Raw genomic sequence first — 24385 nt, 5'->3', positions numbered from 1 at the left:
TGCCACACAGGGCGGTGCCGCGAACGCACATCACCGCCTCGTTCGACGCCCGGTGAGGACAACGTCATATCCGGCTAACCGATGTGTAATGGCCGCGCACACTGCACCGGGCACTGTGGAAGCCATGGTCACCACGGTGAAGACACTCTGCGCATACTGCGGCGTGGGATGCGGCATGGTGCTCGAGGTCGGTGGGCCGTCGGCGGCGAAGTCCCAGTCGAGCTCCCGGTCGACGCTGCCGATCGGGCCCACGGTCACCAAGTCGGTCGGCGACAAGACCCACCCGGCGAACTTCGGCCGACTGTGCACCAAGGGAAGCACCACCGCAGACATGCTTGCCGCGCCGGGCCGCCTCGACAAGGCTCGAATTCGCCACCGGCGCGGTGACCGGCCGGAGAGTACGGACACCTCGGTGGCCATCACCGATACTGCCCGCAGGCTCCGCACGATCCTCGGCGAACACGGACCCGATTCCGTTGCGCTGTACGTATCGGGGCAGATGTCGATCGAGGCTCAGTACCTGTCGAACAAACTGGCCAAAGGGTTCATCGGTACCAATCAGATCGAATCCAACTCACGACTGTGCATGGCCAGCGCGGGGACCGGCTACAAGCAGTCACTCGGAGCCGACGGTCCGCCGGGGTCGTACGAAGACTTCGACAACGCCGACGTGTTCCTCGTCATCGGCTCCAACATGGCCGACTGCCACCCCATCCTGTTTCTGCGAATGATGGACCGGGTCAAGGCCGGTGCGAAACTGATCGTGGTCGATCCGCGGCGCACCGCCACCGCCGACAAGGCGCACCTGCACCTCATGCTCGAACCGGGATCCGATCTGGCGCTGCTCAACGGCCTGCTGGCTCTGATCGTCGACAGCGGAAACACGGACCCTGACTTCATCGCCCAGTTCACCGACGGCTGGGACGCGATGCCGGAGTTTCTTCGCGACTACACCCCCGAGAAGGTCTGCGCTGCAACCGGTCTCGCCGAGGAAGATCTGCGTGCCGCAGCGGAGATGATCGGGACTGCAGAGAACTGGATGAGCTGTTGGACGATGGGACTCAATCAGTCCACCCACGGCACCTGGAACACCAACGCACTGTGCAATCTCCACCTGGCAACGGGTGCTATCTGCCGGACCGGAAGCGGCCCCTTCTCGTTGACCGGTCAGCCGAACGCGATGGGTGGCCGGGAAATGGGGTACATGGGCCCCGGACTGCCGGGCCAACGGGCGGTCACCAACGACACCGACCGCGCGTTCGTCGAGCAGGCCTGGAAAATCCCGCCCGGAACACTCCGCACCGACGTCGGTGGTGGAACCATCGAGATGTTCTCGAAGTTGGCTGCGGGCGACATCAAAGCTTGCTGGATCATCTGCACCAATCCTGTTGCGTCCGTGGCCAATCGAACAACCGTGATCGACGGTCTCGAGCGTGCCGAACTGGTGATCACCCAAGACGCCTTCGCCGACACCGAGACCAACCGATACGCCGATGTGATGCTGCCCGCTGCGCTGTGGACCGAGGCCCACGGTGTCATGGTCAACTCCGAGCGGAACCTCACGCTGTTCCAGCCGGCTGTCGATGCACCCGGCGGAGCACTCCCCGACTGGAAGATCATCGCCGACATGGCCTGCGCTCTCGGCTATTCCGAGTCGTTCACGTACTCCAGTGCCGAAGAGATCTTCGAGGAGATCAAGCAGTTCTCGAACCCCGCCACCGGTTACGACATTCGCGGCATCACCTACGACGGGCTCCGCGAGGGTTCGATTCAGTGGCCGTGCCCGCCCGAGTCGACTACCACCAGACACCCCATCCGGTACCTCAACGACGGAGTCAGCCAAACCCTGCGGGTGTCGGAGGACGGCTCGATTCCTGCCCTGTCGTTCCCCACCGCGAGCGGTCGAGCGCAGTTTCTCGCCCGACCCGCCATGGCACCGGCCGAGATGCCGGACGACGACTATCCGTTCCTGCTCAACACGGGGCGACTCCCCCATCAGTGGCACACCATGACCAAGACCGGCAAAGTCGCGAAGCTGAACAAACTGAACCCCGGCCCGTTCGTGGAAATACACCCGACCGATGCGGGCCGGCTCGATCTGTCCGACGGCGATACCGTCGAACTGTCGTCGCGTCGAGGCCGTGCGGTACTGCCCGCCGTGGTCACCGACCGAGTGTTACCCGGCGGCTGCTTCGCACCGTTCCACTGGAGCGACGAGTTCGGTGAATCCCTGGCGATCAACGCGGTGACCAATGACGCCGTCGATCCCTACTCGCAGCAACCCGAATTCAAGGCCTGCGCCGTGTCGCTGACGAAAGTATCTGCTGCTCAATCGGATTCGCCCGATACGTCCGAGGACGTGCACGATCCGGTCGACGCTCTCGCCGTGTTGGTCGGCCGCCCGAGCCGACCCGCAGAACCTTTCACCGTCATCGAGCAAAGTTACATGGCCGGCCTGCTGGAGGGACTTCGGACCGACGCAGGTCGCTCCGCGCCGGGAATCCCCACGTTGCCCGAACGGACCCCGCTGACTCCCGAGACGCACGCGTGGCTCGACGGTGCTCTCGCAGGCCTGTTCTCGCGCACTCCCTCGCCGGGCACCGAAGGAACCGCCGGGGACACCTCGTCGGCAGCGGGCAGACCACTGCTCCTGCTGTGGGCCTCGCAGACGGGAACTGCCGAGGAGTTCGCCCAGTCCAGTGTTTCTCATCTGCGAGCTGCTGGGTCTGCCGTCACCGAACACTCCATGGACTCGTTCACCGCAGACCGACTACCGGCCGAGGCCGACGTGTTGATCGTCAGCAGTACCACCGGGGACGGCGAAGCACCCGACAACGGCGCAACCTTCTGGGAGAGCCTGACAACCGATTCGGTACCCGCACTGGACGGAATCCGTTACGCCGTGCTGGCGTTCGGCGACTCGAGTTACGCAGACTTCTGCGGGCACGGCCGCAAGATCGACGAACGTCTCGAGCAACTCGGTGCGCGGCGACTACTCGGCAGGGTCGACCTCGAGCCCGACTACGAGAACGAGGCCGCCGAGTGGCTCGACTCGGTGAGCGCGCTGCTGGCAGGTGACTCGCCAACGTCCGACCCCGCGACCGCGCCTGCGGCACCCGCACGTCGGCCTGCGGCCGCTGACGTAGAACCGCGGTACAGCAAGAAGTCGCCCCTCGTGACTACTCTCGTTCGGAATCGAGTGCTCACCGCACGCGGATCGCTCAAGGACGTCCGTCAACTCGGATTCCACCTTCCTGCGGGCACCCTCGAATACGAGGTGGGTGACGCACTCGGGGTCTGGCCTCGCAACAGTGACCAGTACGTGCAGGAGTGGCTCGGTGCCACCGGACTCGACGGTGACGCCGTCGTCGACTTGGCCGAGCACGGTGAAATGCCGCTCCGTACGGCGTTGGGTCGGCACCTCGAGATCGCCCGTGCCACACCGGATCTATTGAAGTTCGTGCACCGGCGTACCGCGGACGACGACCTCGAGGCCATGTTGCATCCGGACAACAGACACACGCTCACCGACTGGATGTGGGGACGGCAATCGATCGATGTACTTGCCGCACATCCGGTTCGCGCGTCGGTGGACGATTGGCTCGGCGTTCTCAAGCCGTTGCAGCCGCGTCTGTATTCCATCTCCTCGAGCCCGAAGGAGAATCCCGAGGAGGTGCAGGTGACCGTCTCGGCTGTGCGATACAACGTGCACGGTGTCGCTCGACGCGGGGTGTGCTCGACGTATCTGGCCGACCATGCCGCCAACCATGACATCGGGATATTCGTACAGAAATCGACCCATTTCAAACCGCCCGAGGATCCCGCCACGCCGATGATCATGGTCGGTCCCGGCACCGGCATTGCACCGTTCCGGGCGTTCCTGCACGAGCGGCGCGCGCTCGGGCACACCGGCCCGAACTGGCTCTTCTTCGGCGAACAGCACGCGGACACCGACTTCTACTACCGCGACGAACTCACCGCGATGCTGAGCGACGGGTCGCTCGACCGTCTCGACGTCGCCTTTTCCCGGGATCAGAAGGACAAGGTCTACGTGCAGGATCGCATGCGCGAACACGGCAGCGAGCTCTGGAACTGGATTCACCGAGGTGCCCACTTCTATGTCTGTGGCGACGCGTCGAGAATGGCCAAAGACGTGGATGCGGCCCTGAAAGGCGTAGTCGCACAGCACGGGAAACTGGCCCCGAGCAGTGCCGAGGCGTACGTCAAGGCTCTCGCTGCGGAGAAGCGGTACGTGCGCGACGTCTACTGATCCGCAGCCACCAGCGGCGGGACAGTGCGCAGGAGGAAGGCGATTTGGTCTGCGACCACCTGCTCGAAGTCAGCACCGAGATAGATGTCGAAATGGCCTGCGTCGTAGGTTTCGATCTCGCCGAGCGGGGCTGTCCGGGCGTATCGCAGGGTGGCCTTCGCCGGTGCCACAGAATCCGTGTTGCAGACGACGAAGAGTATCGGGCAGCGGACGTCCTTCGCTCGACGTCCGGGCCGATGGCGCACGATCTGCAGCGCGAAGCGGGCGGCAACCCGATTGTGGAACGACTCGTCGGAGTCCGGAGCGAGCGCGAGGTACCCGTCGTAACTGTCGGGTGACGTCATCAATGCGGTAGTCCCCGGTCGTCCGGCGGTCGCCACCATCACCGGCGGCCGCCCGATCACCGATCCCAGCAGGTCGCGCACGGCCCGCACGGACAGTTTGACCGAGGTCCATGTGTTCGATGCGAGCCCGGAGGCGATGCCGTCGGTGAACGGACACTGCGCGACCACCGCGGCGACACGCTGATCCCGTGCTGCCGCGACGATGACGTGGCCACCGCCGAACGACGAGCCCCACAACACGATTCGCGAACCGTCCACGTCCTGCCGACCCCGGGCGCACGCGATCGCTGCCGCCCAGTCCTGCAACTGGGATTCGATATCGAGCAATTGTCGCGGTCGCCCGCCACTGTCTCCGAAGTACCGATAGTCGAACACCAGGCACGCGTAGCCCTCGGCGCGAAATCGTTCTGCGTAGGCGTCGAGTCGCATTCCCCGGGTTCCGCCGAGACCGTGCGCCATGACGATCACCGGGGCCGGCTCGGTGCTGTCGGGCAGGTACAGCCACGCCGCACAGTCGACGCCGTTCGAGTCGAACGTGATGTCCTTACGATCAGGGACCGCGCCCCCCGGCTGCGAATTCATGGGCGAACCATAGCCCAAAAGGATCGTCGGCGAAACGAAAGTGTGGGCAGTGAGGATAAGCGCCGCGCCCGCCGCCCGCAGGCGTGGGGCAGAGACCGACCGGGGCTTTTCTGCGGCTCCGACAGAGTATTGTTCCGACAAATTCGAGCGCTTACACGGCTTGGGTGAGTAATATAACATGGCCTGAACTACCATGTGGACAATGACGACTGGGTACCCGGGTTTCGACGACCGACTGAACGAGCTTCTCGCACGGCAGGCGGAGAAGTCCTGTGTATCCCCCGAGGCGTATATTCGGCGAGCGGTGATCGATCGACTGGTCGACGAACTGTCCGATGATCAGGACTCCGACGTCGGCTCATTACTTCGTGCTCTTCGGGACAGAACTGGGGATCGGCCTGTCACGGCCGCGGCGACCCGATTGTTCGGCACTGCGATCGACGAGCCCGAGCGTCTCGCTGCAGTTGCTCGCACCGGCCTGATGGATACCGACTCGGAGGCGGACTACGACAGGGTTGTGGCGATTGTTGCCGATGCTTTGAACGCCCCGTCTGCCGCCTTCTCTCTGCTGGACGACAAGCGTCAGTACTTCAAGAGCGCACTGGGGTTACCACCCGAAATCGGCAGCGCGCGTGAGGTTCCCATCGAAGGTTCGATTTGCCGATATGCGATCGACCTCGGTCAGCCCCTCGTGGTAGAGGACGCACGATTGATCGAGACTCTCAAGGATCACCCATCGGTTCAGGCCAAGATGCTGGTTTCCTACTTGGGCGTTCCGATCGTCGACGACGATGGCTTTTCCGTCGGCACCGTCTGCGTTTGGGATCAACGACCCCGCCAGTGGACGACAGGTCACGTTCAGATACTTCAGGATCTGGCCTGGATTATTCGCGAGCAAGTTTTCCAATAAACACGCTTTTTCCCACCACGCATTGACAATTTCCGCCCGCAACAGACCTGGGGTTTTTTTCAGCAACTCGGCTAAAAGCTTTCGGTCGCACGGGTATAGATTAAATAGGATACTGGGGATCATCCGAAACGAACTAGCCACCGGAAGTAGCTGTGTCCAAAACTCTGGAATCGCTGCACTCTCGCCCGCGGGCTGCCGGGACAGTGCAGAACTTCGCACCGCACTCTTTCGCAGATCGCCTTCGAGTCGATCCTTGGCACACCGCGATCAATGTCGCCGTCGACGCGTCCGCTGCTGCCGTCGCATTGATCGGTGCCCTGCTGTGGTACTCCGGCGATCTCGGCGAAACAGGCCGGTTGCCCTGGCTCTACTTGCCGCTCCTCATCGGAATCCTTACGGGAAAGTCGATGTACCGCCGCGGGCTTCGACGTAACTTCCTCGACGAGATCGGGCCAGCCGAGACATCAGTAGCATTCGCGTCGCTTGCTCTGCTCGTAGTGATGTTTCTGTCCGACACCGAATATCGGCCCAGTGCGTTCGTACTGAGGTTGTGGGTGCTGAGCGCCTTGACCATTGCGGTCGCTCGTTTGATCCGCGTGATTGTTCAGCGCGTCACTAGGACCCGGTTCGGCTCTGCCGCCCCGACGATAGTCCTCGGCAACGATCCCATTGCGCATCAACTGGTCTCGCGGATGCGCCAGTTTCCGGAGTACGGACTCGCGCCTGTTGGTTACGTCGGCGATGCACCAGTAGCCACTCTGGACTCCGGCGAGGCAGTTGCGGGGGAACTTCCCCATCTCGGCGTCCCCGCCGATCTCGAGACTGTGGCGCGCCGAACCAACGCCGAGGAATTGATCATCGCATTCGCGACCTCCGATGAACGAGACCTGGTGACAACGATCAGGATCGCGCACCGACTGGGAATGCGGGTGTGGGTGGTTCCACGGCTCTATGACGCAGTCAGCCTGAATACCCGCGTGGAACACATCGGCGGTCTGCCCCTGATGGTTTTGCCGCACGTCGATCCGAAAGGCTGGCAGTTCGCCGTCAAGGGAGTGTTCGACAGAGTACTAACCGCTGTTGGGCTCCTGCTCCTGTCACCCGTGTTCTTGACCTTGATGCTTCTCGTTCGTTTGAGTTCTCCCGGTCCGATCTTCTTCAAACAGGAACGGATCGGTCGGGACGGACTTCCCTTCGACTGCTTGAAGTTCCGCTCGATGCGTCCTCCGCGAGCTTCGGATGCCGAGTTCGAGAGAAAAGTTGGCGATGCCCCCGGCGGAGTCGAGGGGGTAGATCGCCGGACGCGTATCGGAAAAATCATGCGCCAAACATCCTTGGACGAGTTGCCTCAATTAATCAATGTTATCCGCGGCGACATGAGTTTGGTAGGACCTCGTCCGGAACGCCCTGAGTACGTGCACCCTCTTCGAGATGCAAATTCGTCGTTACGGCGAGCGACACCGAGTCAAAGCGGGCGTTACAGGCTGGGCACAGGTTCATGGCTTGCGTGGACAGACATCCATCGCCGACCGTGCCGAATGGGATAACTACTACATCGAGAACTGGTCGATCTGGCTGGATGTGAAAATTCTGTTCTTGACGGTCCTTGCCGTCCTCAAGCGCGCCGAAGATTGATTGTGCTCGCTGTGTTGTTCACGCCCCAAGCGTGCGCCACAAATCCGCTGCCCGGACGGGCGACCACATGACCGACGAATCGACAGTTCTCTTCCTCGCGCACACCGGCCAGGTGTCCGGTGCCGAGAAGGTGCTGCTGGATTTGATCGACGAGGCCACGCGCCGCGGCCATGCCACCGTGATCGCCTGCCCCGCAGGCCCATTGGCAGATCGCCTGCCCGACACGACGCGACACGTCCGCATCGACGAGCTCGGACTGGGTGGGCAACGTGGTGCCGCGCGCGGTATCGCGGCGATCAAGATGGTCGCACGATGGGTCGGGGCGGCGCGCGCCGTGCGCACGATCGCCCGCGCACCGGGCACCGCCACGGTCGTCAACTCGCTGTTCGCGCTTCCGGTGGCGCGGTTTGCGCGGCCCGCTCGCGGGGCGTCGTGGCTCGTACACGACACGATGACCTCTCTCAAGCAGCGTGTGGTGGTCCGGTTCGCCCGGCCGGCCGTTCGCGTTGCGGTATCGGTGTCCGAGGCCACCGCAGAACCGCTCCGAAAGGCCGGCCTCCCCGTGGTGGTGTCACACAACGGCGTGCCGTGGCCGGTTCCGCGGTTCGGCGGTGCGCTGCACTCTCCGCCGGTCGTCGGGATGCTTGCGTTGTTGACGCCATGGAAGGGGCACCGCGTGCTGCTCGACGCCGTCGCCATGCTCCCTGACGTCCGAGTCGAATTGGCCGGGGGAAGCTTCCCCGGTGATCGCGAATACGTCGACGAACTCCGCGCGCGCGCCGCGGAACCGGATCTTGCCGGACGTGTCGAGTTCCTCGGACACACCGATGCCGAGTCCGCTCTTCGCAGGTGGGATGTCGTCGTGCCGGCCAGTACTTCTCCCGAGGCAGGTCCGTTGTCGGTCTTGGAAGCGATGTCGCACGGATTGCCGGTGATCGGAAGCGATCACGGTGGCACGCACGAATTCCTCGCCGACGGTGCTGGAATTCTGGTCGAGCCCGGCAACTCGGATGCTCTCGCTGCCGCCGTCTCGGCGGTGGTCGACGACGCCGATCGACGGCGGCTGCTCGGTGAGGCCGCCCGCTATCGGGTGGCCAGCCGGCACGACATCAGCGAGACACTGCCGGAGCTGTTGCACCAATTGACCAGCTGATCGTGCCGCACCGTCGGCCAGAACACGGTGAAAGCCGAACGTCGAGCGGTGCGACTGTGTTTCAATCGACTCCCGATTGGAACGAGGGGGCACTGTGACTCGCGCACTGACGAGGTCCAACGAGCATTACCAATGGGGCATGGGCGTGATGACGTCGCTCGCTGTCACGACGCTCGTCAAGCGGATCGTGTCCGCCGCCGCCCTGGCCATGGCCGTCGTGGTCACCCTCGAGCTGGCGTTCGGGTACGGCGCGACCACCCCCATCCCCGCGATCGTGCAATGGACGTGCATGATCGCCGCGTACGTCATGGGCGCGTTCTGGTGGTTCGGACCGTGGCCGACGCTCGGGCAAGCCTTCGCCTTCGTCGTCATCGCCGATCTGTCGATCTTCGGAGCCACCATCACCGCGAATTTCGCGCCGGAAGTCACCCTCGGCAAATGCACCTTCCTCATCCCGATGGGAATGTTGGCCGGGTTCTTCTTCGACAAATGGCGCCTCGCTGCTCACATCGCCCTGTGCTTGTTGGGAACGTCGATCGTCGCGGTGTACATAGTGCTGGAACGGGATGTGGACACCTTCGTGGCGGTGGTGCTGTGGGCCCCGATCGTGGTGACGCTGACCGGCTTCGTGCTGATGCTGCAGCTCACGACACAGTCGATACGAACCGAATTCGAGTAGTAGCCCGGCGTCGCCCCTTTCAGCCCTTCCTCGATACTTGTATCGGTCCGCCGACGTAGTGGACTTTTTCCGACACCAGAGCCGAGGAGCCCACGTGCGCACCTTTACGCACCCCCAGACCGGCACAACCGTGTCGAGCATCGTCCTCGGGTTCATGCGCATTCTCGATCTGGACGACGATCGGATCCGCAGGTTGGTCGACACCGCCCTGGACGTGGGAGTCACCGTCTTCGATCACGCCGACATCTACGGCGGCAGACCCCACGGGTGCGAGGAGCGCTTCGGACAAGCGGTGACACTCACTCCGTCGCAGCGTGAGCGCGTCAGCATTCAGAGCAAGGTCGGCATTCGCGACGGCTATTTCGACTTCTCCGAAGACCACATCGTGTCGACCGTCGAGGGATCGCTCTCGGCTCTCGGCGTCGACCATCTCGACACCCTGCTGCTGCATCGACCGGACAGCCTGGTCGAGCCCGACGAGGTCGCGGCGGCGTTCGACACACTGCACACGTCGGGCAAGGTGCTCGGTTTCGGCGTCTCCAATCACACTCCCGGTCAGATCGAATTGCTCGAAACGGCAGTCACACAACCACTTCTGTTCGATCAAGTGCAGTTGAGCGTCGTCCATTCGCCGCTGATCGCTGCGGGCCTGGCCGCCAACATCGGCGCGCTGGACCAGTCGGTGAATCGTGACAACGGGTTGCTCGACTACGCGAGGGCACGCGGCATCACCGTGCAAGCGTGGTCGCCACTGCAGAGCGGGACCTCGTCGGGTGTGTTCGTCGGAGATCGCGAGAATCACCCTGCCCTCAACGATGCGCTCGACGACATTGCCGGCCGATACGACACGACACCGTCCGCGATAGCGGTCGCGTGGATAACACGCCACCCGGCCGACATTCAGGTGGTCCTGGGGACCACCACGCCGGATCGGATAGTAGAGGCCGCTACGGGGTCGGACATCCGCCTGACCAGGGCGGAATGGTACGGTCTGTTCCGCGCAGCGGGTCACACACTGCCCTGATGCCGGGCATCGAACTGCGTTACCTTGCCGTTACCAAGTAGCGACGAATCCGTGATGTTGCAGGCTCGGTTCGGTGATGTTGCGCTGTCAGGATTACGGGACAGCGTGCACCGGAACCTGCAGCCCTCGGGTTCCACACCGAGCACGCCGGTTCGATAGGCCACCCGAACTGAGAGGTTCGCACCGTGACTGTTTCCGATTTCACCGATGTTCGCTCCACCGCCCCCGCTCGACGCCACTCGATCGGTATCGAGTCCTACTCCCCCGATCTGACCGTTGTTCGCGCCGTCGGCGAGCTGGACATGAGTGCACGAGCAGATTTGGTGAACGCCCTCGACGGTGCCCTACGGGGCAATGCAGTTGTGCTGCTGGACTTGTCGGCGGTGGACTTCATGTACTCGGGTGCCGCGAGCGTGATCGTCGATGCTGTCGAACGTTCCGACGGACGCGTCGAGGTCTTCGCTCCTACCCGGCCGGCGCGCCGGGTGCTCGATGCGGTGGGTGCGAGCTTCATCGGGGAAGATCCCTCCGCGCGCTGATTCGCAAGGTTTGCGTGCCGGTACAACCGGCAAACCTCGTGTGGACAGCGGCTCCAGTCGGTAACGACCGTGAATCGTCTCGAGAACTGGGGCGGCTTTCGTTTTGCCGCAATGGGTCCTCTTCACACGAGGCAAGGATCGACAATGTCCGACCAGTTCACCAAGAGCGACCCCACCACTGCTTTCTCCATGCCCGATCGGGACGACCAGCCCGAGCTCGAGCATCCGGGATTGACTCGCGACATGGTCACCGCACCGGATCACGGCGAGAAGTCGTACCGGGGTTCGGATCGGTTGCACGGCCGAAAAGCGTTGATCACCGGTGGTGATTCCGGGATCGGACGAGCGGTGGCGCTGGCATTCGCACGAGAAGGTGCCGATGTCGTCATTGCTCATCTCGAATCCGAGGGCCCCGATGCCCAAGCGACCGTCGACCTGATCGAAGCCGCTGGACGGTCGGGCCGAGCGATCGCCTGCGACCTCACCGACGAAACGCAGTGCACCAAGTTGGTCGACACTGCCGTGGAGGTTCTCGGAGGCCTCGACATCGTCGTCAACAACGCCGCGTTCCAGATGGCCCAGATGGGCGGCATCGCCGATATCACCACCGACCAGTTCGACCGTGTGCTCAAGACCAACTTGTATGCCTTGTTCTGGATTTCGAAGCACGCCGCCGCCGTCATGGGTGCGGGCGCCACCATCATCAACACCACCTCGATTCAGGCATCGAATCCGTCGCCGGAGTTGCTGGACTACGCCACCACCAAGGCGGGCATCGTCGCATTCACCAAGGGCCTGGCCGGCGACCTCGCCGGCCGCGGCATTCGAGTCAATGCCGTTGCGCCCGGACCTATTTGGACTCCCCTGATTCCTGCGACCATGCCTGCCGAGAAGTACGGCGAGTTCGGCGAGACGGTTCCGTTGGGCCGCCCGGGCCAGCCCGCGGAGTTGGCTCCGGCCTACGTCTTCTTGGCCTCGAACGAGTCCAGCTACATCACAGGCGAGACCATTGCGGTCACCGGGGGCACCCCGTTCAACTGATCTCGGGGTCTTCGGACTTCGACGCCCGCCACGCCAACAGCACCCCGTCTCCTTCGGGTCGCCGCCATGGCAAGAAGAGCGCCACAGCGATCGCGCATGCCATGGCGGCCCCGACGGTGACGAACGACGCGAGCTGAAATCCCTCCAGAGACGCGGCTTTCATCGCATACACGAGCTCCGCCTTCTGCGTCGCGAAGATCGGGTTGGTCGGCGCTTCGACGATTTCGATGACGCTGACGACGGTCTCACGGGCAAAGGCCTTCTGGTAGGGCTCCATGATTGCATCGGGAATGGCGTCGATTCGGGGGCCACTTTCGTGGTGTAGATCGACGCGACGATCGAGCCCAGCACCGCGACGCCGAGTGTTCCACCCACCTCACGGGTGGTGTCGTTCACCGCCGAGCCCGCACCTGCTTCGTCGAGCGTCACCGACGACATGATGGATTCGGTGGCCGGGCCTTGCACGATCGCCAACCCGAGGCCCATCAAGATCATCGAGACGACGACCGGTCCCAGGTACGGCGTTTCGACCTCGACCTGGCCCGCAATGAACATGCCGATGCTCATCACGACGAGTCCGAAGACGATGACGGCTGTCGTTCCTATTCGCTGCGCGATCAGTGTGGCCAGTGGTGCTCCGACCGCGATGGATACTGCGAACGGCAGTGAATGAACGCCGAACTGCAACGGCGTCAGTTCCATGACACCCTGAAAATACTGGGTGATCATGAACAGGAAGCCGAACATACTGAAGTACCCCACAGCAATGGCCAAGGCGGGCAGCGAGAATCGTCTGATTCGGAACAGATTCAGGTCCAGTACCGGAGACGGTGTTCGCAACTCCCACCACACGAACGCAGCAAGCGCGACGCATCCGGCGATGTAGCCTCCGACGCTCGCCGGTGACAACCAACCGTTGTGCGGCGCTTCGATGATCGCCCACACCACGACCGTGATGCCCGTCAACGACAGCACGATTCCGACAGGGTCGTACTTGCCCACATGTTCGGCTCTCGACTCCGGAACGCAGGCCAGTGCGGCCAACAGAACGAGCAGGGCAACCGGAACATTGATCCAGAACACCGAATGCCACGAGAAGTGCTCGAGCAGAAAGCCGCCCGCTGTCGGACCGATGGCGATGGCGAAACCTGCCATCGCCGTCCACGCTGCGATGGCCAGCGCTCGCTCTTTGGCGTCGGTGAAGATATTGATGATGAGAGCCAAAGTGGCCGGAAAGACCGCCGCCGCACAGACTCCCATCGCGGCGCGGGCGGCAACGACCTGCCCGAGGTCGGCGGCGACCGCGCCGCCCACCGACATCAGCGCAATGCCCGCCAGGCCGATGATCATCACCTTCTTGCGCCCGTATCGGTCTCCGAGGTGGCCGAAAGCGAGCAGCAATCCCGCGAACGTCAGCGTGTAGGCGTCGACCACCCACTGCAAGCCGCTGATGTCGGCGCGTAGCTGTAGCCCATCGACGGCAGGGCGACGTTGACGACGGTGTTGTCCAGTACGACGAGCAGCTCCGCTGCGCAGATCACGAGTAGAGCCAGATATCGGCCGCGAAGCTTCGTACCCTCTACGCGGTGTCGAGAAGTGGTGAGTGACGGCATGAGATCCCCTCCGGCTATGACGGTCGACATAGTTCCTGAAGGGAAAGTAACTGTAACTCGGCGTTATCGCAATACTCGCTATCGGGAACTCTGCCCACCCACTGCGTCCAGGACCGCGTCGAGCAGAGCCAACAACTCCCCCTCGGTCCGATCCAGCGCGGTGGTCGATCGCTGCGCTTTCGCCACGATCAGCGCACCCTCGATCGCCGATATGGAGAACGTCGCGAGCGCCTGGGCCCGCTCTCTCGTCAACCCGTGCTGCCAGAGCGATGCGGCGATCGTGTCTTCCCACGACGAGAACGACTCCCCGGCCGCGGTGACGGCACCGGGGGCGTTCGCCCCCTCGAGTGCGGCAGGAGCAATGGGGCAACCGGACACGAAATCGGTGCTCGACAGTTCACTGCGAAAGCCCTCGATGATCGCGCGCACCGTCGCCGCCGGCCCGACCTGAGCCAACCCCTCGGAGATCATTGCCCCCATCGCCGCGCCGGCCGTTCGCGTGGCCTCCTCGACCAGTTGAGGCTTGCCCCGTGGAAAGTGGTGATAGATCGAGCCTCTCGGCGCACCTGCGTGCTCGATGACGTCGGCCAACGAAGTCGCTTCGACTCCGCGCTGCCGAAACAACTGCGCAGCACTGCGCAGCATGTCCTCACGAGCACTGCTTCGATTCGCCATCCATCACCTTTCCGAACACGATCATTGACGTGACACCGAGTTACATCTACAGTCGCGTGTGACTATGACGGCAATCATATCCCGTCACGCTATCGCTGAACCGGAGTCACGCCATGCCCACCGAGACCGACGTCGTCGAACTGAGCACCCCGCTCCCACTTCCCTGCGGGCAGACCCTTCCGAACCGCGTGATGAAAGCGGCCTTGAGCGAGGGCCTTGGGACTGCCGAGCACGCGCCCGATACCCGGCTCGAAACGCTGTACCGCCGTTGGGGCGCGGGTGGCTACGGATTGGTGGTGACCGGCAACGTGATGGTCGACCGATCTCACCTGGGCGAACCCGGCAACGTCGTCATCGAAGACGACCGCGACCACGATGCGCTGGCGCGCTGGGCGAAATCGACCTCCGACGGTGGCGTCCCCATCTGGGTGCAGCTCAATCACCCTGGAAGACAGGCCAATCCGATCGTCACCCGTGCCACGCCCGTCGCCCCGTCTGCCATCGCGTCCGGCGTACCCGGGCTACCGACACCGCGTGCGTTGAGCGAGAACGAGATTCGAGACATCATCGACAGGTTCGCCCTGGCCGCGTCGGTAGCGGAGGCGGCCGGCTTCGATGGTGTGCAGCTCCACGGTGCCCACGGATACCTGGTGTCCCAGTTTCTCTCACCACTGTCGAACCGACGCGAGGACGCGTGGGGCGGAGACCTCGACGGCAGGATGCGATTCGTTCTTCACGTCGTGCGCGCCATCAGAGCGGCCGTGTCCCCCGGCTTTGCAGTGGGAATCAAACTGAACTCCGCAGACTTCCAGCGCGGCGGATTCAGCGAAGAGGAATCTCGCATCACCGTCGAACATCTCGTCGAGGAAGCGATCGATCTGATCGAAATCAGTGGCGGCAGTTACGAATCACCCGCGATGATGGGCACCTCCAGCACTCGCGATCGCGAAGCCTACTTCCTGGAATACGCCCACACGGTGCGCGACGCAGCCGAGAGCGTTCCACTTGCAGTGACCGGTGGTTTCCGCACCCGCTCGGTGATGAGTGCGGCCGTACGATCGGGAGAGTGCGACGTCGTCGGTCTCGGTCGCCCGACTGCTCTCGCCCCGGCAGTAGCCCGTTCACTGGTCGACGGCTCACTGGATCGGGTCGAGACTCCGCTCGTCGCGTTGCGAGTTCCGTCGAAAGCTGGTGCTTTCAAACAGATCAACGGCGCTCTGGACTTGCAGTGGCACACCGACCAACTGCAGCTCATCGGCGATGGAAAGCAACCCGATTCGGGACGCCCCGCCTGGCGAACAGCGATAGCAATGGTGCAGCGCAACGGCTGGGACGCGTTTCGCAGTCGGCGCGCCGGGGGCACCACGACGGCGTCCGCCGCAGCTGCGAAGTTCCGCCGGGAGCGGTGGATCGGAAAGCACATCGCCAACCCGCTCGTGAACGGGCTGGCGTCCGTCGGAGTCAGGACATCGCTGGTCACCGATATCGAGACCGTGGGCCGTCGATCCGGTCTGCGCCGGCAGGTGCCGGTCTCTGCATCGTTCGACCGGGCGGGAGCGTGGGTGATCTCCCAGCACGGAACCAGGTCCGGTTGGGGAGCCAACATCGGCGACGAGCCGCATATCAGGATTCGCGTCGGCGATCGCTGGCGAGCGGGCACAGCTACGTTCGTGCCCGAGGACGACGTCAGTGCGCGAGCGCGCTCTTTTTCCGCGAACCCACTGTTCGGGCGGCTCATCGGCGCAGGTTTTCGCGCCCTCCAGACAGACCCGATATCTGTGCGGATCGATTTCACCGATTGACAGGATGAGTGCTCGACGGTGGATCGTCGCACGACGCATAATGACCCGATGGCACCGATACCCACGGGCACGCTGCGCGAGACCGAGACCGGCTACGCCCTCGAGCTGAGCCGAACCGTCGCCGCGTCACGAGAGGATGTGTGGGCCAGCCTCACCGAATCCTCTCGGACCGCGTTGTGGTTCGGGCCCTGGGAACGAGTGACGGACGACAGCATCCGCGTCACCATGATCTTCGAGGACGGCGAACCCGTCGCCGACATGGCAATCGACGCCTGCGAGCCGCCCCAACGACTGGCCGTCCGTATGTCAGACGAGGGCGGCTGGCCGCTCGAGGTCAGGCTCACCGAGAAGGGCTGCGACACACTCGTCGTGCTGACCCACGGCCTCGACAGCACGGACGGCATCGGCGACATAGGTCCGGGCTGGGAGTACTACCTGGACATGCTGATCGCATCCAGGGACGCCGCACCGCTGCCGAGCTTCGACGACTACTACCCCGCACAGCAGGAGTACTACTCGTCTCTGCGGCCGGAATGACGTCAGTGATTGCGTAACGCCTCGATCAGCTCTTTCTTGTTCAGCTTGGAGTAGCCCTCCAGGCCGATCTCCTTCGCTCGATCGGTCAGTTCGTCGACGGTCCAGTCCTCGTACGATCCGGACTCGCCGCCCTTCTTGCCTACGTTCTTCCTGCCCTCGTTGGCCGCGGCATTCGAGATGCGCGCCGACTTCTCCTTCGAGTTTCCTTCGTCACGGAGCTTCTCGTACAGATCCTGGTCCTTGAGCTGGGGCTGGTCATCGTTGGTGGGCATGCTGGTCCTCCGTTCGATCGTTTGTACTGATACAACTACCCGGTGCTCCCGCCGGCAAACACACTTGCCTTCTGTCGCTGTGGGGTAGAACAACGAAAGCTGGGTACCTTCGGGACATGCCATACCTGGATCGTGTCGCGGACGTGTTCGTATTGAATCTCGGCACTCGCGACGTCGAGGACACCGAGAACCGGATGGGGCCGGATTGGGTGGCCGAGGTCAACGCTCTGCTCGACGAGGTGGAAGCCAGTAGTGGCCCGACTGCACTGGTCACGACGGCCACCGGCAAGTACTTCTCCACCGGAGTCGACTTGTCCTGGGGTGCCGAGAACCTGGACCAGATCAACCGGTTCATCGGAACGGTGCAGGAACTGCTGGTGCGGTTCTTGACCCTCCCGATGCAGACGGTGGCGGCCATGCAGGGGCACACCTACGGGGGTGCCGCATTTTTCGTCATGGCACACGACTACCGCGTCATGCGCTCCGATCGCGGCTTCCTGTGCTTTCCTGGCGTCAACATCGGTGCCACCTACAGCCCGGGAACAGTCGACATGGTCCGAGCCAAGCTCGCCCCGCACACGTTCCACGAAGCACTGACCACGGGCCGACGCTACGGCGGAGTGGACGCAGCCGCCCTCGGCTTGGTGGACGCAGTGTCCACCGAGGATCGGCTGCGTGACGACGCACTCTCGCGGGCAACGGATTTGATCGGAACCCGCGGCCCCGTCCTCGGCGAAATCAAGCGCACGATGTATGCGAGCGAGATACGTTCGCTGTCCACTCCGGTCGCCGGTGTGGACGAAATGGAATGGGCCGCAAACTGATTCTCGCTCGCTGCCGCTTACGCGTCGGCGACCAGCGGAGCGACCTCGGTACCGAGTAGCTCGATGCCGCGCAACAGATCACCGTGGGCGAGACGCGGATTGGTCATCTGCAGCGACAGTCGATCCACACCGCCGAGTTGCTCGCTCACCCGAACGATCTTGTCGGCCACGGTTTTCGGGTCTCCCATGAAGAACGCACCGTTGGGTCCCGACGTGGCGTCGAACTGCTGTCGGCTCGGTCGAGCGAACCCGCGCTCGCGAGAGATCTTGGTGAACATCTCGTTCCAGCCCGGGTAGATGGTGTCGGCTGCCGCCTCGGTGGTGTCGGCGACGAATCCGAACACGTGCAATCCGACTTTCAGCTTCTCCGGCGAGTGACCCGCTTGCGCGCCCGCGCGCCGATACAGGTCGACGAGCGGCGCGAACTGGCGCGGCTCTCCGCCGATGATGGCAATCATCAGGGGTAGGCCCAAAAGCCCTGCACGAGCGAATGATTCGGGGGTGCCGCCGACACCGACCCAGATGGGTAGCGGATCTTGCAGCGGACGAGGATAGATCCCCTGACGGTTCAGCGCCGGCCGGTGCCGGCCGGACCACGTGATCTCCTCGTTGTCGCGAATCTGCAGCAGGAGATCCAGCTTCTCGGCGAACAAGGAATCGTAATCGGCCAAGTCGAGTCCGAACAGTGGGAAAGACTCGGTGAACGAGCCTCGGCCGACCACCAAATCGATCCGGCCCTTCGAGATCAGGTCGAGAGTGGCGAACTCCTGGAACACTCGCACCGGATCGTCGGCACTGAGTACCTTGACCGCGCTGCCGAGCCGGATGTTCTCGGTGCGCGCGGCTGCTGCGGCCAGAATGATCGACGGAGCGGAGTCGTAGTACTCGCTGCGATGGTGCTCACCGATGCCGAACGAGTAAAGACCGACCTGATCCGCGAGGGCGATCTCCTCGAGTAGGTGCCCCATCCTCTCCTCCGGCGCGATGACGCGGCCGTCGGTCGGATCGGTCACGGAAGAGACGAAGCTGTCTACGCCCAGGTGCATTGGGTACCTCTCGATTCGGGATGACGAACCCATCAGCGTCGATGAAGGTTCAATTATTCCAGTGGACGGTGGGCAGAAAACTACTACTCTCCCCAACGCTTCGCCTCATCCGCAGCGAAGTACATCCGATTACTTGCACCGAAGCCGACCGACGCAACGCGTCACGCATGAGCTGTTATCGTGCGTGGGCGTTGGTTTTCGATGGCCGTGCTGGTCATCGGATCGTAAGAGGGAATCCGGTGAAAATCCGGAACTGCCCCGCAGCGGTGAGTGGAAACGACCGCGGTCATCGAGCACTGGGATTCGTCCCGGGAAGCGACCGCCAGTAGGAATCGTCCGAGCACGTGGTCGGACGGCGCGTCCGCGAGTCCGAAGACCTGCCACCGCGGCTGCGCCGCCGGCGTGGTCGCCTGTCGATCCCGAGGGACACGGTCGACGAGGTCGTCGTTCGCGCTGCGCGGATTCGCCTCGGATACCGTGCTTTTCGCAGGTCGCCAGGTCAGGGATCAGCGGAGAAAGTTGCGCATGCAGTCCAGATCGGTCCTGCCCCTCACTGTGCTCGCCGCCGCGATCTGGGCAGTGTCAGCCCTGTCGGCACTGATGTTCGGGGCCGCGCACATCCCGGCAACCGACGCGATGGGCTATCTGTGGGCCCAGCTGTCCGGCGGCACGATCACCGTCGGTGACGTTCCCGACTACCGCATCGTCGTCGATTCTCGGCTGCCGCGGGTGTTGCTGGCGACGCTCATCGGAGCAGGTCTCGCAGTGGTCGGACTGGTGGTGCAGGCGATGGTGCGCAACGCGCTCGCAGACCCCTACGTTCTCGGAATCTCGTCGGGTGCATCGGTAGGCGCGACGTCGGTGGTCCTGTTCGGCACGTTCGGCGCCCTCGGCATCTACGCCCTCTCGAGTGCAGCGTTCCTCGGCGCACTCGCCGCAACCGCCCTGGTGTATCTGATGGCACGCTCCCCGGTAGGGCTGGTGCCACTGCGCCTGGTCCTGACAGGTACCGCGTTGGGATACGGGTTCTCTGCAATGACGACCGTGCTGATCTTCCTGGCACCTCAGGGCGACGGCGCTCGCAGCGTGATGTTCTGGTTGCTCGGCAGCCTCGCCGGTGCTACCTGGGCCAGCGTCCCGCTGGCCGCCACAGTCACCGTGGCCGGAGTAGCCGCGACCGCTCTGACGGCCCGCAGACTCAACGCGCTGTCGATGGGAGACGAAGTCAGCGCGGCACTGGGCTTGAACGCAGCACGGCTACGGCTGACTCTCTTCGTGACATCCGCGGCGATGACAGGGTGCTACGTATCCATCTGTGGCGCAGTGGGATTCGTCGGTCTGGTCGTCCCTCACTTAGCACGGTTACTGGTCGGGGCCGACCACAGCAGGCTTGTCGTGATCACCCCGGTCCTGGGTGCGGCTTTCCTCGTCACCGCGGATCTGGTGTCCCGAACGGTTCTACCGCCGCAAGAGCTCCCCCTGGGGGCGATCACCGCGGCAGTCGGAGTTCCGGCGTTCGTACTGCTGATGCGTCGCCGCGGCGCGATGATCGGCGACCGTTGATGCGCGTCGACTACGACGACGTCGCAGTCGATATCGACGGCACCCGCATCATCGACGACATCACCATGAGCCTGGACGCCGGCAGCATCGTCGGCATCGTCGGCGCGAACGGGAGCGGCAAGTCGACACTGCTGCGGTGTCTGTATCGAGCGACCGAGCCCTCGACCGGACGTATCGAGGTAGGTGGCCGCGACATCACCGCAATCACCATGCGAGAGAACGCACGTCAGGTCGCAGCACTCACCCAGGACTCCTCGATGCACTTCGACTTCACCGCGCGCGAGGTCGTCGCCACCGGACGTCTTCCACACAACTCCACGTTCGGACGCAACCGCACCCAAGACGACGACGCGTGCGCTCGTGCCTCGACCGTCGCCGACGTGGAACATCTGTTGGACCGATCGTTCCTGTCATTGTCCGGAGGCGAACGCCAACGTGTTCTGATCGCACGGGCTTTCGCCCAGCAACCGAACGTGCTCGTGCTCGACGAACCCACCAATCACCTCGATATACGACACCAATACGCAGTGCTGAGCGCCGCTGCGAGCCTGCAGATCACCGTGATCGCCGCGCTTCACGATCTGAACATCGCCGCCCAATTCTGCGACCGCTTGGTCGTACTTCACGCCGGCCGCATCGTCTGTGCGGGTTCACCCGACGAAGTCGTGACCGAGAAGGTGCTCTCGACCTGGTTCGGGATCGGCGGACACATCGTCACCCACCCACGCCTGGGAGTTCCCCAGGTTCTCTTCGACGACAAGGACACTCGATGACCCACCTCTTTTGCCGGCCCGCACGATCGCCATTGCCGCGACCGCCGTTGCAGCACTGGTCAGTTCGTGCGGAGCCCAGGTCGACACAGCCACCGAGCAGGGTGGCGATCAGGTGACGGTCACCAACTGCGGCGAGCCGCTGACCGTGACCGGTACCCCACAGCGGGTACTGACCAACGACACCGGCATCACCGAGATGATGTTCGCCCTCGGCCTCGCCGACCGCCTCGTCGGATACACCAGCTACCCGGGCAAGGAGCGAGACATCGACTCCTCGCCGTGGAGGAGCGACTTCGACGCGGCACCTGAACTGGCCGACGCCTTCACCCGTGAGGTGATTCAGTCCGCGAACCCGGACTTCGTTTTCGCCGGCTGGAATTATGGCTACAAGGAGTCGACCGGTGTGACTCCCGATTGGATTCGCAGCATAGGCGCAGTTCCCTACCAACTCACCGAAGCATGCCGGCAACCCGGCAGTACTGCACGCGGAGTCATGGAGCCCCTCGACGCGCTCTACACCGACCTACGAAACCTCGGCGACCTCTTCGGAGTTCGTGACCGGGCCGACCGACTCGTCACCGACTACGAGAACCAGATCGGTGCCGCGAACGCCGGGGCTCCGGACGGCCGAGACCCGGCGCGGGTGTTCCTGTTCGACAGCGCCGATCCCGAGCCCTTCACCTCCGGCCGCACCGCAGCTCCGTCGCAGATCATCCGAGAAGCCGGTGGCAGCAACATCTTCGACGACCTCGACGATTCCTGGACCACCGCGTCCTGGGAAGCCGCAGCCCAACGCGACCCCGAATTCATCGTCATCGTCGATTACGGTGCCGGACCGTCGAATTCGGTGGACGCCAAGATCGCGCAACTCCGCGCACAACCCCTGATGTCCGGCACCACCGCCGTACGCGAGAACAACATCATTGCCCTCCCCTACGCAGCGCTCGTCGAAGGACCACGCAACCCCGCCGCCGTCACCACCGTGGCGGACTTCCTCCGATCCAAGGGCCGCTGACCGCCCACAGAAACCGACGGCAGCGATGCCTCGGCAAGTTGCGGCTACCGAGGCCCAAATCCAGTGCAGGCGCTCAGTCTTCGATCGTCACAATCGGAGAAGCCTGCTGCACCGTATAAGAGTTCCACGGCAGGGTCGCGAGGACGTCGGGCAGCCCGGGGTAATCGGAGACCCACGCTGTCGTCGGATCGACGCCTTCGGTTACGCACGATGCGAGCGCGACATAGGTGCCGGCCGGGATATCGGTGACGTGTTGGGTGCTGATTCCGATCTGGCCCCCGTCGTCGGTCGAATACAGCGACTGGCCGTTACCGACGACCTCCCACACCGGCGGCAGCACTCCGCCCGGTGCGGGAGCCAACGATGTGCCGCAGGCCAAGTCGCTACCGGAGTTGTTGGTGATCGTGTTGGTCACCGTCGATCCGTCGACCTCGAACGCATACGTCACGTCTGTCGATTGCGCCGCTGATGCCGTCGCTGGAAACGCCGCTAGTGCTGGCGCACAAAGTAGCGCTCCGATCAGAATCCGACTGGTCGATCGCATGGCAATCCTCCTGGTTCGCGTGAAGTATGTCCGAGTTGCCAGTCTGCATCAAAAAATACCGATCAGCATCTTTCGAACCGAATGCACCCGAACGGGGCGAGAAACAGGGTCGAGAACCGTTGTGTCCGTGTAATTTTGCAGATCCCTACCGGCCGTCGCTCAACGCTTCGCTTCGGCGCGCTTCTTGATGTATGCGTTCCGAACGCACAGGACGCGCCGGAGATACAGCTTGCCTGGAATATCCAGGATCGCAGCGCCGAGTCGTCCGCCACGGAATTCGACCGACATGATGTCGACCATCTGCGTATGACCCCGGCGTGCGAGAAAGAAATGCTCGTGGCGCATCGAGGCAAAGGGTCCGGTGACCTGCTCGTCCACGAAATATCTCGCGGGCTCGTACTCGGTGATGCGGCTGGTCAAGGTGAACCACACACCGAGATGCCTGGAGCGAATATGGATTTCATCGCCCAAACGAAGAGCACTCCGCTTCGAATCGACTCGCACACTCTCTCCGTACGCTCCCTGAGACTCGGCGTGAACGATTGCATCCGACTCCAGATCGAACACGTCAGCGGGGTTGGCCGCGATCGAAGTCGTGAGCCTGATGGTGAACGCCATGGGCACAGCTTTGCAGGTCGGTGGCAGGGTTGGCCGATGAGCTGATGGAACCGCTGTCGATCGGTGGCGTGGCCCTCACGTTCGCCACTCAGGTCGGCCACAGCAATGTCGCCCAGTGGGTCGACGGTGCTCGAACGGCAATGTTCGATGCGCTCCTGAAGGACGGGCCGAGTTTCGACGAACCTGACAGCCCCTGGCGAGATCGCATGCGTGAAGCTGGCGATGACCCCGACGGCGAGGGTCCGATGCCCGACGGCCTGTTTCACACTGGAGGTCTACATAGCAATGATCGTCAACCACACTGGAATCGAACTTACTCAGGAACTGTTGCGCAGCGGACAGTTTCAGGTCGGCGACTCGCTCGAATAGTGGAGGGCAGAGCCGAGTACAGCCGGTTGCGAGTTGTCGAGGGCTAGCGCGACTCGGAGGGATGTGATGGCCGGCCGAGTTGCTGACTGTTTCTCCCTGCCGCTCGACTGGATCCGAGCACTCAGCGGCGGAAACGGTCGAGATGGGTTGACGACGCGGGCTACCGAACAAAAATGCCCGTTCACCAACTTCGGTGAACGGGCATTTCGCTGTGCGCCATCAGGGATTCGAACCCCGGACCCGCTGTACAAGAGATGACAATTCAAGTGGATGCAGTCACGTCCATCATCGGCCCGTTGAGCTGGGTGTTCGGCGAATCGAGTGACCACCTGTGTCCGTCTGTGTTCATGCGAGTTCGACCCAAAGTAATGAGTAAAAGATGACCTTCAGCAACCCGCTCCCAGTCCACTGACGTCCCGCAAGATCTTGCACCGTCTAAACGGACCGCCGTGGATATTCGACTGTCCGTGGCCATGAAAAAGTACCCACTGGTGGCCAGGTCGAGGTCCCCACTGGTGGCCAACTGAAAGTCCCCACCCCGTGTTCGTCGTGTCGAT

20 protein-coding genes, 2 pseudogenes and 1 riboswitch are annotated in these 24385 nt (G+C 63.3%); of the genes and pseudogenes, 15 read left to right on the top strand and 7 right to left on the bottom strand.

Translation table 11 applies throughout. The features are described 5' to 3' along the window. Positions 1–88: 88 nt before the first annotated feature. Complete coding sequence (locus tag AB0O58_RS16110; protein WP_241258046.1) at positions 89–4270, top strand: bifunctional nitrate reductase/sulfite reductase flavoprotein subunit alpha; 4182 nt, start codon at positions 89–91, stop codon at positions 4268–4270. Here AB0O58_RS16110 and AB0O58_RS16105 read toward each other — a convergent pair. Then, positions 4264–5196: an alpha/beta hydrolase gene (locus AB0O58_RS16105; RefSeq protein ID WP_032389275.1), complete on the bottom strand. Its 933-nt coding sequence runs from the start codon at positions 5194–5196 to the stop codon at positions 4264–4266. The genes AB0O58_RS16110 and AB0O58_RS16105 overlap by 7 nt on opposite strands. Before the next feature lie 202 nt (positions 5197–5398). Between AB0O58_RS16105 and AB0O58_RS16100 the strand changes: the two genes are divergently transcribed. From AB0O58_RS16100 to AB0O58_RS16065, 8 genes and pseudogenes are all read left to right on the top strand, one after another. Further along, the gene (locus AB0O58_RS16100; RefSeq protein ID WP_206498224.1) at positions 5399–6106 is read left to right on the top strand and encodes a GAF domain-containing protein; all 708 of its coding nucleotides are present in this window, start codon (positions 5399–5401) and stop codon (positions 6104–6106) included. Positions 6107–6513: 407 nt separating this feature from the next. Further along, a pseudogene (locus AB0O58_RS16095) lies at positions 6514–7476 on the top strand (sugar transferase); the annotation flags it as partial. A gap of 61 nt (positions 7477–7537) precedes the next feature. Beyond that, positions 7538–7741 carry a sugar transferase gene (locus tag AB0O58_RS16090; protein WP_353806414.1) on the top strand — a complete coding sequence of 68 codons (204 nt, stop codon included), beginning with the start codon at positions 7538–7540 and terminating at the stop codon, positions 7739–7741. Positions 7742–7808: 67 nt separating this feature from the next. Continuing rightward, entirely contained in the window at positions 7809–8894 is a 1086-nt protein-coding gene (locus tag AB0O58_RS16085) for a glycosyltransferase family 4 protein (RefSeq protein WP_366238494.1), read from the top strand. Between the two features lie 94 nt (positions 8895–8988). After that, positions 8989–9573 carry a hypothetical protein gene (locus tag AB0O58_RS16080; protein WP_027497630.1) on the top strand — a complete coding sequence of 195 codons (585 nt, stop codon included), beginning with the start codon at positions 8989–8991 and terminating at the stop codon, positions 9571–9573. Positions 9574–9667: 94 nt separating this feature from the next. Further along, positions 9668–10597 (top strand): aldo/keto reductase family oxidoreductase, encoded by a 930-nt coding sequence (locus AB0O58_RS16075; RefSeq protein ID WP_032399503.1) that lies wholly within the window; start codon positions 9668–9670, stop codon positions 10595–10597. Positions 10598–10782: 185 nt separating this feature from the next. Beyond that, complete coding sequence (locus AB0O58_RS16070) at positions 10783–11136, top strand: STAS domain-containing protein (protein WP_027497637.1); 354 nt, start codon at positions 10783–10785, stop codon at positions 11134–11136. A gap of 144 nt (positions 11137–11280) precedes the next feature. Continuing rightward, entirely contained in the window at positions 11281–12177 is an 897-nt protein-coding gene (locus tag AB0O58_RS16065) for a glucose 1-dehydrogenase (protein WP_045841308.1), read from the top strand. On the opposite strand, the pseudogene AB0O58_RS16060 reads toward AB0O58_RS16065, so the two are convergent. Together AB0O58_RS16060 and AB0O58_RS16055 are read right to left on the bottom strand one after the other, a co-directional pair. Further along, a pseudogene (locus AB0O58_RS16060) lies at positions 12170–13790 on the bottom strand (MFS transporter). The gene AB0O58_RS16065 and the pseudogene AB0O58_RS16060 sit on opposite strands and share 8 nt — an antisense overlap. Before the next feature lie 78 nt (positions 13791–13868). Then, complete coding sequence (locus tag AB0O58_RS16055; protein ID WP_241258050.1) at positions 13869–14465, bottom strand: TetR/AcrR family transcriptional regulator; 597 nt, start codon at positions 14463–14465, stop codon at positions 13869–13871. A 113-nt stretch (positions 14466–14578) separates the two neighbouring features. Here AB0O58_RS16055 and AB0O58_RS16050 point away from each other — a divergent pair, with 113 nt between their 5' ends. Then, positions 14579–16267 carry a nitroreductase/quinone reductase family protein gene (locus tag AB0O58_RS16050; protein ID WP_206498232.1) on the top strand — a complete coding sequence of 563 codons (1689 nt, stop codon included), beginning with the start codon at positions 14579–14581 and terminating at the stop codon, positions 16265–16267. Between the two features lie 48 nt (positions 16268–16315). Continuing rightward, complete coding sequence (locus AB0O58_RS16045; RefSeq protein ID WP_206498233.1) at positions 16316–16804, top strand: SRPBCC family protein; 489 nt, start codon at positions 16316–16318, stop codon at positions 16802–16804. 2 nt (positions 16805–16806) lie between these two features. On the opposite strand, the gene AB0O58_RS16040 is transcribed toward AB0O58_RS16045, so the two are convergent. Next, on the bottom strand, positions 16807–17076 hold the full coding sequence (locus AB0O58_RS16040) for a Rho termination factor N-terminal domain-containing protein (protein ID WP_027497643.1): 270 nt from the start codon (positions 17074–17076) through the stop codon (positions 16807–16809). 116 nt (positions 17077–17192) lie between these two features. On the opposite strand from AB0O58_RS16040, the gene AB0O58_RS16035 reads away from it, so the two are divergent. Then, complete coding sequence (locus AB0O58_RS16035; protein WP_032368246.1) at positions 17193–17900, top strand: enoyl-CoA hydratase-related protein; 708 nt, start codon at positions 17193–17195, stop codon at positions 17898–17900. Between the two features lie 17 nt (positions 17901–17917). On the opposite strand, the gene AB0O58_RS16030 is transcribed toward AB0O58_RS16035, so the two are convergent. Continuing rightward, positions 17918–18946, bottom strand: coding sequence for an LLM class flavin-dependent oxidoreductase (locus AB0O58_RS16030; RefSeq protein WP_032370179.1), 1029 nt, complete (start codon positions 18944–18946; stop codon positions 17918–17920). Between the two features lie 175 nt (positions 18947–19121). Beyond that, positions 19122–19346: riboswitch (cobalamin riboswitch) on the top strand. A gap of 125 nt (positions 19347–19471) precedes the next feature. On the opposite strand from AB0O58_RS16030, the gene AB0O58_RS16025 reads away from it, so the two are divergent. Genes AB0O58_RS16025 through AB0O58_RS16015 form a run of 3 tightly spaced genes read left to right on the top strand, consistent with a single transcriptional unit; the run spans position 19472 to position 22297 of the window. Beyond that, entirely contained in the window at positions 19472–20509 is a 1038-nt protein-coding gene (locus AB0O58_RS16025) for an iron ABC transporter permease (RefSeq protein ID WP_032399536.1), read from the top strand. Next, entirely contained in the window at positions 20509–21282 is a 774-nt protein-coding gene (locus AB0O58_RS16020) for an ABC transporter ATP-binding protein (protein WP_032399496.1), read from the top strand. Before AB0O58_RS16025 ends, AB0O58_RS16020 begins: the two co-directional genes overlap by 1 nt. A 10-nt stretch (positions 21283–21292) precedes the next feature. Beyond that, a complete protein-coding gene (locus AB0O58_RS16015; protein WP_241258052.1) occupies positions 21293–22297 on the top strand; it encodes an ABC transporter substrate-binding protein in 1005 nt (334 codons plus the stop codon). Between the two features lie 73 nt (positions 22298–22370). Here AB0O58_RS16015 and AB0O58_RS16010 read toward each other — a convergent pair whose 3' ends face one another. Then, positions 22371–22841: a hypothetical protein gene (locus AB0O58_RS16010; RefSeq protein ID WP_032370176.1), complete on the bottom strand. Its 471-nt coding sequence runs from the start codon at positions 22839–22841 to the stop codon at positions 22371–22373. Between the two features lie 159 nt (positions 22842–23000). Further along, positions 23001–23459: an SRPBCC family protein gene (locus AB0O58_RS16005; protein WP_206498234.1), complete on the bottom strand. Its 459-nt coding sequence runs from the start codon at positions 23457–23459 to the stop codon at positions 23001–23003. Positions 23460–24385: the final 926 nt, after the last annotated feature.

Origin of the sequence: Rhodococcus sp. NPDC080181 (assembly GCF_040702225.1) — a bacterium.
Lineage (GTDB): Bacteria > Actinomycetota > Actinomycetes > Mycobacteriales > Mycobacteriaceae > Rhodococcoides > Rhodococcoides fascians.
The sequence above is the reverse complement of the archived record's forward strand: the minus strand, read 5'-3'. Positions and strand labels throughout refer to the sequence as shown.

Bases quoted from the DNA above. Each gene is read 5' to 3' on its own strand.
- AB0O58_RS16090 (WP_353806414.1), top strand. From the start codon at position 7,538: ATGCAAATTCGTCGTTACGGCGAGCGACACCGAGTCAAAGCGGGCGTT.
- AB0O58_RS16045 (WP_206498233.1), top strand. From the start codon at position 16,316: ATGGCACCGATACCCACGGGCACGCTGCGCGAGACCGAGACCGGCTAC.
- AB0O58_RS16025 (WP_032399536.1), top strand. From the start codon at position 19,472: ATGCAGTCCAGATCGGTCCTGCCCCTCACTGTGCTCGCCGCCGCGATC.
- AB0O58_RS16010 (WP_032370176.1), bottom strand. From the start codon at position 22,841: ATGCGATCGACCAGTCGGATTCTGATCGGAGCGCTACTTTGTGCGCCA.
- AB0O58_RS16065 (WP_045841308.1), top strand. From the start codon at position 11,281: ATGTCCGACCAGTTCACCAAGAGCGACCCCACCACTGCTTTCTCCATG.
- AB0O58_RS16030 (WP_032370179.1), bottom strand. From the start codon at position 18,946: ATGCACCTGGGCGTAGACAGCTTCGTCTCTTCCGTGACCGATCCGACC.
- AB0O58_RS16085 (WP_366238494.1), top strand. From the start codon at position 7,809: ATGACCGACGAATCGACAGTTCTCTTCCTCGCGCACACCGGCCAGGTG.
- AB0O58_RS16040 (WP_027497643.1), bottom strand. From the start codon at position 17,076: ATGCCCACCAACGATGACCAGCCCCAGCTCAAGGACCAGGATCTGTAC.
- AB0O58_RS16110 (WP_241258046.1), top strand. From the start codon at position 89: ATGGCCGCGCACACTGCACCGGGCACTGTGGAAGCCATGGTCACCACG.
- AB0O58_RS16035 (WP_032368246.1), top strand. From the start codon at position 17,193: ATGCCATACCTGGATCGTGTCGCGGACGTGTTCGTATTGAATCTCGGC.
- AB0O58_RS16020 (WP_032399496.1), top strand. From the start codon at position 20,509: ATGCGCGTCGACTACGACGACGTCGCAGTCGATATCGACGGCACCCGC.
- AB0O58_RS16105 (WP_032389275.1), bottom strand. From the start codon at position 5,196: ATGAATTCGCAGCCGGGGGGCGCGGTCCCTGATCGTAAGGACATCACG.
- AB0O58_RS16100 (WP_206498224.1), top strand. From the start codon at position 5,399: ATGACGACTGGGTACCCGGGTTTCGACGACCGACTGAACGAGCTTCTC.
- AB0O58_RS16050 (WP_206498232.1), top strand. From the start codon at position 14,579: ATGCCCACCGAGACCGACGTCGTCGAACTGAGCACCCCGCTCCCACTT.
- AB0O58_RS16005 (WP_206498234.1), bottom strand. From the start codon at position 23,459: ATGGCGTTCACCATCAGGCTCACGACTTCGATCGCGGCCAACCCCGCT.
- AB0O58_RS16055 (WP_241258050.1), bottom strand. From the start codon at position 14,465: ATGGCGAATCGAAGCAGTGCTCGTGAGGACATGCTGCGCAGTGCTGCG.